This window comes from uncultured Lactobacillus sp., assembly GCF_946477725.1.
Taxonomy (GTDB): domain Bacteria; phylum Bacillota; class Bacilli; order Lactobacillales; family Lactobacillaceae; genus Lactobacillus.
Map to the genome: position 1 here is coordinate 1 of NZ_CAMKZC010000041.1, position 8,245 is coordinate 8,245.

General features: G+C 33.1%; 10 protein-coding genes. 3 read left to right on the forward strand and 7 right to left on the reverse strand.

All coding sequences use genetic code 11. The annotated features are described in order from the left end of the window. Nucleotides 1–364, forward strand: a 364-nt coding sequence (locus Q0R51_RS08740; RefSeq protein ID WP_294758189.1) for an SLAP domain-containing protein, incomplete at its 5' end; no start/stop codon positions are given. A gap of 211 nt (nucleotides 365–575) precedes the next feature. Here Q0R51_RS08740 and Q0R51_RS08745 read toward each other — a convergent pair. Together Q0R51_RS08745 and Q0R51_RS08750 are read right to left on the reverse strand one after the other, a co-directional pair. Next, nucleotides 576–956 (reverse strand): type II toxin-antitoxin system HicB family antitoxin, encoded by a 381-nt coding sequence (locus Q0R51_RS08745; RefSeq protein WP_294758191.1) that lies wholly within the window; start codon nucleotides 954–956, stop codon nucleotides 576–578. 38 nt (nucleotides 957–994) lie between these two features. Beyond that, nucleotides 995–1,183 carry a type II toxin-antitoxin system HicA family toxin gene (locus tag Q0R51_RS08750; protein ID WP_265667426.1) on the reverse strand — a complete coding sequence of 63 codons (189 nt, stop codon included), beginning with the start codon at nucleotides 1,181–1,183 and terminating at the stop codon, nucleotides 995–997. Between the two features lie 271 nt (nucleotides 1,184–1,454). Between Q0R51_RS08750 and Q0R51_RS08755 the strand changes: the two genes are divergently transcribed. Both Q0R51_RS08755 and Q0R51_RS08760 read left to right on the forward strand, forming a co-directional pair. Beyond that, nucleotides 1,455–2,600: an SLAP domain-containing protein gene (locus Q0R51_RS08755; RefSeq protein WP_294758195.1), complete on the forward strand. Its 1,146-nt coding sequence runs from the start codon at nucleotides 1,455–1,457 to the stop codon at nucleotides 2,598–2,600. 187 nt (nucleotides 2,601–2,787) lie between these two features. Then, nucleotides 2,788–3,897, forward strand: a complete 1,110-nt coding sequence (locus Q0R51_RS08760; RefSeq protein ID WP_294758197.1) for an SLAP domain-containing protein — start codon at nucleotides 2,788–2,790, stop codon at nucleotides 3,895–3,897. 610 nt (nucleotides 3,898–4,507) lie between these two features. Here the strand turns inward: Q0R51_RS08760 and Q0R51_RS08765 are convergent. From Q0R51_RS08765 to Q0R51_RS08785, 5 genes are all read right to left on the reverse strand, one after another. Beyond that, nucleotides 4,508–4,807, reverse strand: a complete 300-nt coding sequence (locus Q0R51_RS08765) for a MazG-like family protein (RefSeq protein ID WP_294758199.1) — start codon at nucleotides 4,805–4,807, stop codon at nucleotides 4,508–4,510. 119 nt (nucleotides 4,808–4,926) lie between these two features. After that, nucleotides 4,927–5,874, reverse strand: coding sequence for a GIN domain-containing protein (locus Q0R51_RS08770; protein WP_294758201.1), 948 nt, complete (start codon nucleotides 5,872–5,874; stop codon nucleotides 4,927–4,929). Nucleotides 5,875–5,897: 23 nt separating this feature from the next. Then, nucleotides 5,898–6,785: a DUF4097 family beta strand repeat-containing protein gene (locus Q0R51_RS08775; protein WP_294758203.1), complete on the reverse strand. Its 888-nt coding sequence runs from the start codon at nucleotides 6,783–6,785 to the stop codon at nucleotides 5,898–5,900. A 36-nt stretch (nucleotides 6,786–6,821) separates the two neighbouring features. Beyond that, nucleotides 6,822–7,673: a GIN domain-containing protein gene (locus Q0R51_RS08780; RefSeq protein ID WP_294758205.1), complete on the reverse strand. Its 852-nt coding sequence runs from the start codon at nucleotides 7,671–7,673 to the stop codon at nucleotides 6,822–6,824. Nucleotides 7,674–7,718: 45 nt separating this feature from the next. Further along, a partial coding sequence (locus Q0R51_RS08785) for a DUF4097 family beta strand repeat-containing protein (RefSeq protein WP_294758207.1) occupies nucleotides 7,719–8,245 on the reverse strand: 527 nt, incomplete at its 5' end.

The following is an 8,245-nucleotide window of genomic DNA, read 5'->3' on the forward strand; positions in this document are numbered from 1 at the left end:
TTACCTTAAAGGGACTGAAAGAATGGTAATGCATAATTCGTATCTCTATGATATTAACGGTAAGCGGGTAACAGGCGAACTTATGTCAGGCCAGATGATTACTACCTATGATACAGAAACCATAAACGGTCAGAAGTATTATCTTTTAGATAATAATACGTTTGTGAAGGCCACTAATATTACAGGTCAAAAGCGTAAGTTAAAGCATAATGCACTCATCTATAATCAAAAAGCAAAGAAAATAAGACATGCCAGTCTGAAGCGCGGACGCAAAGTTAGAACATATGGTGGTGCAGTAAAGCGGAAAGGTCGTTATTACTACATCATCGGACAGAACCGGTACGTGAAGAAGGCTAACTTTTAGAATTTTTGGTTAAGCAGTTCAGTAGTACAGCATAAATATGTTTATAACTGCTGAGCAAAAACGGTCAAGAAAAAATTCACAATTTAAATGCACCTAATAGTAGAAATTAGCTATTAGGTGCATTATTTTGTATTATGCTATTTAGTAATTAGTCCAGAAAATTGTAAAAAGGTCCCGAAAGTTGCTTAACTTCTTGGCTTATTTTTTCTAGTTATAAATTTAATTCTGTTTTTAAGGCTTTAGTTAGTACAGCAGAAAAATTTAAATTTTTCTCTTTGCCCATTTTTACCAGATATTCTGGTACAGTTACTGTTTTGCGGATTGTCTTGGAATTATTGCGTCTATAATCATCCATATCAATGGCAACAATAGTTTTAATATCATTGTCAGCAACATGGATACTTTCTAACTTAGATGGTTTAGGATAATTAGTTGTGTCTTCTAACATTAATCCAATCATATCAGAAGCCATCTCCAAAGCATTAGTTAAATCTTCGCCCTGAGTAAAACCACCTGTAATATCTGGAACTTCGACAGTATAGCCAGTGTCTTCAGGGTGTAGTACAACAGGGTATACTAAAAGCTTAGACATATTAACTCCTCCTAACATGTAAAAATTAGCTGAAAAATTTATTTTAATCCAGCTTCTTTTAGAATTCTCTGTTCTAGTCCTTTTTTCATTTCTTTTGAATGAATCGGAACAGGAATAGTAACATTTGTAATGGGGTTATACATTTTTAGATGGGAACCGTTTTGAGATTTTTTCACAAAGCCTTGCTTTTTTAAAATCTTGATAATTTCTCTTGGCGTCTTCGTCATAAAGTAAACCTTCCATGTTTCTTATTATACGTATAAATACGTATAAATTCAACGAAGAAAGTTTAAAATTAAGTATCTTCCTATATATTAAGATATTTCCTTAATTAAATTCATCATTTTTTATCTTCCATAATCATAAAAAGGGGTACATGATTAGTAATAGTTATTATATTAGTTGTTTTTACTATTGTTTGTTTTTGCGCTTTTGTTCCCAAAATAAGAACAATGGCAAAAAAATAGTAATTTTTTTAAAGAAGAGAGGTTAAAGTACATGAATAAGAAACTTACTCATTATTTAGCAGCTGGTTTTTTAGGCTTAACAACTATTTGGACATTTAATCAGCAAGTCCATACTGTTCAGGCAAAGATTCCCAGCACCATAAGAACTGTTATGTATACGTCACAAGCATACGATGAGGATGGACAAAAGGTTAAAGCTAAATATCCAGCTTTTCATCAGGTCAAAGTTGAAAAAAAGCCATTAATCCTAACTTTCAAGCCCTATGCTCCATACTATAAAATTAGCGGGAAAAAACAATATATCAAAGCTAATAATATCGATGGTGTTAAACGCAAGGTCAAACGTAACTCTTATGTTTACGCTACCAGTTCACGCAGGGCTGACTACCGCTTAATTCGAAAGGGAACTTCCATTACAACTTATGGCAGTACTGTAAAGTTTAAGAACGGTCTGCGCTATTACCGCATTGGTGGTCCCGCAAAGCAATATGTGAAAGCCAGCAACTTGGGTAAAATCACCGCTTCAAATACCGAAGAAACTGTCGCAACAGTGACAAGAGATGGTGGGACTCCAATTTATGAGATCAATAATGGTCTCAAAACTACTAAAAAGGCTAAAAAAGGTACTACTTTCATAGTCGACCGTGCTCAAGAAGAAGGATATGCTGACGATATAACCAATATGGCTATCCCAAATGCAGTTATTTATCGTATTAAAGGGACGAATAATTGGCTCAATTGCCTAGACGTTAAAGTTAAAAAAGAGCTTCCGCATCATTTTTATAACTCTGAGCATTATTCTTATATTAGATTTTATCAAGATACAGACGTCTATAATGCCGATGGCACCAAAAAAGATATTAATGGACAAAGAATTAGGAAACAGGGAGGTAATATAAAGGTAGATAAATTGCTTTATATTTGGGTACCAGCCGAAAATAAAGCCGACCTGTTTTACCATATGAAAGGTCATTGGTTTTATGCCACTAATAAGCCAGATGGAAGTGGCGGTAGTGAAGTGGATTTTGGTGATAGCTATGTCAAAGCGAGTGATGTTAGATTTATTGACGGCGTAAAACTAAGTCCAATTAATACTGCAGAAGAAGCAAGTCAAGCTGCTAAGCAAAAAACGACCAAAGAAGTAATTGAAGCTGCTAAGAAAAGAGCAGGGAATTAGTTAAAGTCATAACATACTTATTTCCTATTTGTATTAAGATATTTGGCTAATTAAGTCCATCATTTTTTAACTTCATTAATCGTTAAGAAAAGCACAGAATGAAATTATATAATTTCTTGTTTTTATTGCAGAAATTAGAGAATCAAAAATAGAGATAGCATTTTTTGAAGAAGAGAGGTTAAAATACATGAATAAAAAACTTGTTTGTCATTTAGCAGCTGGCTTTTTAGGACTAACTGCCGTTTTAACATTTAATCATCAAGTCCATACTGTTCAAGCAAAGGTTCCCAGCACCATAAGAACGGTTATGTACACGTCACAAGCATACGATAAGGATGGACAAAAGGTAGACGCTAAATATCCTGCTTTTAAGCGGATTGAAGTTGAAAAAGAGCCATTAATCTTAACTTTCAAGCCCTATGCCCCATACTATAAAATTAGCGGAAAAAAACAATATATCAAAGCTAATAATATCGATGGCGTTAAACGTGAAGTTAAGCATAATTCCTATGTTTACGCTACCAGCTCACGCAGGGCTGACTATCGTTTAATTAGAAAAGGAACTTCTATTACAACTTATGGTGGTACTGTTAAGTTTAAGAACGGTTTGCGCTACTACCGCATTGGTGGTCCTGCAAAGCAATATGTGAGAGCCAGCAACTTGGGTAAAATCACCGCTTCAAATACCGAAGAAACTGTCGCAACAGTGACAAGAGATGGCGGTGCCCCAATTTATGAGATCAAAAATGGGGTCAAAACTGCTAAAAAGGCTAAAAAAGGCACTACCTTTATAGTCGACCGAGCTGAAGAAAATAACTATGCGGAGGAGATTGGTCATTCAGCTATCCCTAATCCTACTATTTATCGTATTAAAGGGACGAATAATTGGCTCTATTGTCTGGACGTTAAAGTTCAGAAATTACTTCCACATCATTTTTATGACCTTGAGCACTATTCTTATATTAGATTTTATCAAGATACAGATGTCTATAATGCCGATGGCACCAAGCAAGACCATAAAGGACAAAGAATCAGAAAACAAGGCGGAAATTTAAAGGTAGATAAATTGCTTTACATTTGGGTACCAGCTGAAAATAAAGCTGAACTGTTCTACCATTTAAAAGGTCATGAGTTTTATGCCTCTGACCTACCAGGTGGTGGAGGACCAGATTCAATTGATGTTGGTGACGGCTATGTAAAAGCAAGTGATGTTAGATTTATTGCCGGAGTGAAATTAAGTCCAATTAATACTGCAGAAGAAGTACAACAAAACGCTAAGCCAAAGACGGCCAAGTAAAACATTTTGAAAAAACTGAATAAATAATTTAAATGCACCTAATAATAAAAATCAGCTATTAGGTGCATTTTTGTATTTATTATAAAAAGGTCCCGAAATTGAGAAAATTTTGGGACCTTTGTCAAATTAAGATTACACTTTTCAGAAATAACTATTTCTAAATGTTCATTAGGGAAATAGTACGCATAACAGACCGGCTTCCATAGAAACAAGACCTAAACCACTTCTCGGGTTATCTATAAGTTCCACTAAAGCCATAAAAGCAAAACTAAACCTACGCAAGTCGAAAATATCTGCCTATTCCTATAGATCTTTTCAGAATATTTCTTAGGTTTATCGGCTGGATCCTTTCCAAAAAGAACATTTACAAAATCCAAGAGGGCAAGAATTAAAAATATGACTATGACATAAAATTTGTGTTTTAAAACAAAAATTGCAAAGAGGCCTAGCAGAATTTGTATAAAACCAGATATTATATGTTTAGTTTTATAAGATAAGTTTTTTAAAACCATAACATTATGACGCTTTCTCTATTATCAAATAATCTTGTATATAACTTGATATCAAAGATGATATTTATATTATATTTGGATATATTAAACCCTGATAATTAATGAGGACTGCGTTTAACGCCATTTTTGTATATTCTTTTTTCGTTTATTTTCATTTTATTAACAATGTCTTCACCCAAATCACTGCCAAGCATTTCTCCAATGCGCAGTAAGAATATCCCTACATCGGCTAATTCTTCATTGATATTTTCCTTATTATTCTTGCGCCAGGCTTCAAATAACTCATTAGCTTCTCCATGTAATCGCAATAATTCGAACTCAATATCCGTGGTATTGAAACCGTGTTTTTTCTTATTTTCCATGACTGCTTTTTGCAGTTTCTTAGTATCTATGATCAATTTTGACTCCTAAATAATGATTTTATTCTATTTTATATTTAATTTGTAAATAGGTGCAATGAATATCAAATTGGGTTGACTAATTTTACTGTGTGAGTTTTGACGCTAGACTATATAGCTTAATCCTTAGATATTGAAATTTTGCCAGTTTTACTGGTAACTTTAAGCAATGGGTTTGCTTGAGAAGGGGTAGAAAAATGATGAGAATAGTATTTTTTACCAACTTTTATTTTTTGTGTAGAATCAGTTGTAAGATCACAATTGATTTTTGGCAAATCAAACATATCGAACATGCTAAAATTACCGGTATTTAGATCAATTGTGCTTTGGCCAATAGCTTTACTGCTGCCAAAATTAAAATTGCCATGATTGATAAAAGTATTAGTTTTCAGCTTACTGCTGTAAATATAAATGTTTCCTTTATTTACCTTGAAGTTACTGCTTTTTAATTTAGAATCAAAGACATCTATGCATTCATTATCTTCGTCATGATTTTGTTTGGCGTCATAGTTTTTAACTGCAAAGGTCACATTATTTGCTTTAACATCTGAAATAAAAAGGGACCCTGCAGTTGAGCTTAAATTAATACTGGGAATGTTTAATTTATCTACTATGACACCATACTCATAATTGAAGCCGGTTAGCTCTTTTATACTATTTTTATGAGGAACAGTAATGTTAATTTGATAATCACCGTCATTAAATTTATATTCGGGTTCATCATAAACAGTAAGTTGATTGTTGGTTACTTCTGTCTTTATTTTATTAACATCGGCTCCTTTTTCCCCTATAACTGTAATTTTAAATTTTTTGCCCAAGTCAACGACTACATCTGGTCTGTAACAGGCAAGCTTAATTCTGTTAAATTGGGGAACAGCATAAGTTTTTTTGATTTTGCCTTTCTTAGTTGTTGTGACAACTGCTTTGTAACTATTTGTTCTTGTAGTTTTACTGGCTTTTGCATCAACAACTTTTGCCTGTGAAAAATTATTGCTAACCTTACCGACTGCCAAAAGGAGCACTGCTAAAGCAGCGATATAGCCACAAATTTGATAAAATTTTTTCATTTCTAATTTACCTTCATTATTAATTAGTCTATTTTAATATTTCCTTTGCTGTTAACTTTAAGAAGCGGTTGATTAGGCACAGTTTTTGAAAATTGATGAGTGTAACGTTTGCCCTGAAACTTAATTGTGCCTTTTGGTTTAGTTGTCAAAGCATAACTAATTTTTGGAGCTCTTGTCATAACAAAGTCACCGATACTCATATCGAATGTACTGTTTCCCAAAAGCTGGGAATTTTGAATTTTAACGCTACTGTACTTGAAATCAGGCGCCAAAGCTAAACTTGCCTTTGTTTTAAACATACTATTTCTAATTGTTAAGTCTCCGACACTTAATCTAATTGTACTATTTCTAATTGTTGAGTTTAAGACCTTCAAGTCACCATTTGTTTGCTTAACCCTGATATTGTCTGAGTTAACATGATTAAGGATAACATTGCCATAGCCTGTTTTGACAGCAACACTTGGAATATTCAAACCGTTGAAGTAGATATCACTGATATCACAATTCCCAGTAACCTTTTTTATAGAGTTTTTATGAGGAACAGTCACGGTTACTGTGTAACCGCCGTAATTATGATTACCAACAGGTTTGTCATTGATAGTTAGTATTTTGTTTTTAACGCTAACCCTGGTAAATGCAATATGAGCTCTGTGAGTTCCACTGGCTTTGACACTAAATGTATTGCCTACTATGAATTTGATATCAGGCCGCTTGGTATTAAGTTTGACTTGGTCAAATTCTGTAACATTGAAAGTTTGGTTAACTTTATTTTGAGGGGCTAGTTTTTTAGCAAAGACTACCTCATTATCTTGAAATTGAGGTTTCTGTAGGAAATTACTTGCTTTAATGCCAGTAAGTATCAATAATCCTGCAATTCCTATAACGCTGCCTAATTTATATATTCTTTTCATAGTTTATATCTTCTTTTCTGAAAAACTAAGCTAAATCTATCTATAAAATTCTATATTTGCATTTTTGCTAATTACCTTAACAGTTGGTTTGTTCGGTACTAAGATAGACAGCCGATTATGATAATCTTTATTGTCAGTTTCAATTTTATGCTTGGAGTCAACGCGCAGATCATAACTGATTTTAGGAGCATCTGTCATCAAAAATAATCCTTTATTAAGAGTGAAGGAACTATCACCCAGGAAAGTGCTGTCAACAACTGTCATGCCACCCTTATCAATGTGTACTTTAGCTTTGATTTTACTGTCATCAATAGTCATATTACCTTTACCGATATTAATAGAGCAATTCTTTAAATTAGAATCCATTATGTCTGAAACTTCATGTTTTATTTTTAACTTGACATTTTGAGAAGAGACATGATCAAAGGCAAAATAAGCAATGTTTGATTTGAGATTAATATCGGGAATATTTAACTTTTCTAAGTACACGGAGCCTCCTCGTAAATAGCCTGATACCTTTTTCAAAGCGTTTTTACTTGGTACAGTAACAGTGACTTCATAATAGCCATCATTAAAATGCTTTTCTGGTTCATCATAAATAGTCAGTTGCTTATTTTTAACTTTGGTTTTGATTTTTTGTGCATTTCCACCTCGTTTAGCCTTAATTTTGACTTGGTATTTGTTACCTAAAGTAACGTCAGTATTAGGCCTGTAAGAAGAAAATTTGATTTTATCAAATTTTTTAACTGTGTAAACTTTTTTGGTAGTTTGATTGGTTTGAGCTTCTGTTAATTGGGGCTTTTGTAAAGCATAGTTCATTTTGATACCTGCTAATACGAGAAGACCAACAATTCCACAAAAAATGCCAAATTTAAAAATCTTTTTCATTTTTATTTCCTTAGTATACTTATATTAAATTTAAACAAGTAAAGCTTATTTAAAAAATTCTATATTTGCATTTTTGCTGGTTACTTTAACGGTTGGCTTGTTTGGTACGGATATAAGAAGCCGATTACGATGATCCTTAGTATCGGTTACAATTTTATGCTTAGGGTCAACGCGCAAATTATAACTGATTTTTGGCGCACCGGTCATCGAAAATACTCCTTTATTAAGAGTAAACGAGCTATCACCCAAGAAAGTACAATCATTAATAAGCATGCCGCCTTTGGTAATGAATACTTTAGTTTTGATCTTGCTATCGTTAAAAGCTATATTGCCTTTGCCAATGTTAATGGAAGAATTTTGTAAATTTGAATCCATTATGTCTAAAACTTGATGTTTAATCTTTAACTTAACGTTTTGAGAAGAAATATGATCCAGAGCTAAATAAGCAATGTTTGACTTAAGATTTATTACTGGGACATTTAACTTCTCTAAATACACGGAACCTCCTCGTAAATATCCTGATACCTTTTTCAAAGCGTTTTTACTTGGTACAGTAACAGTGACTTCATAAT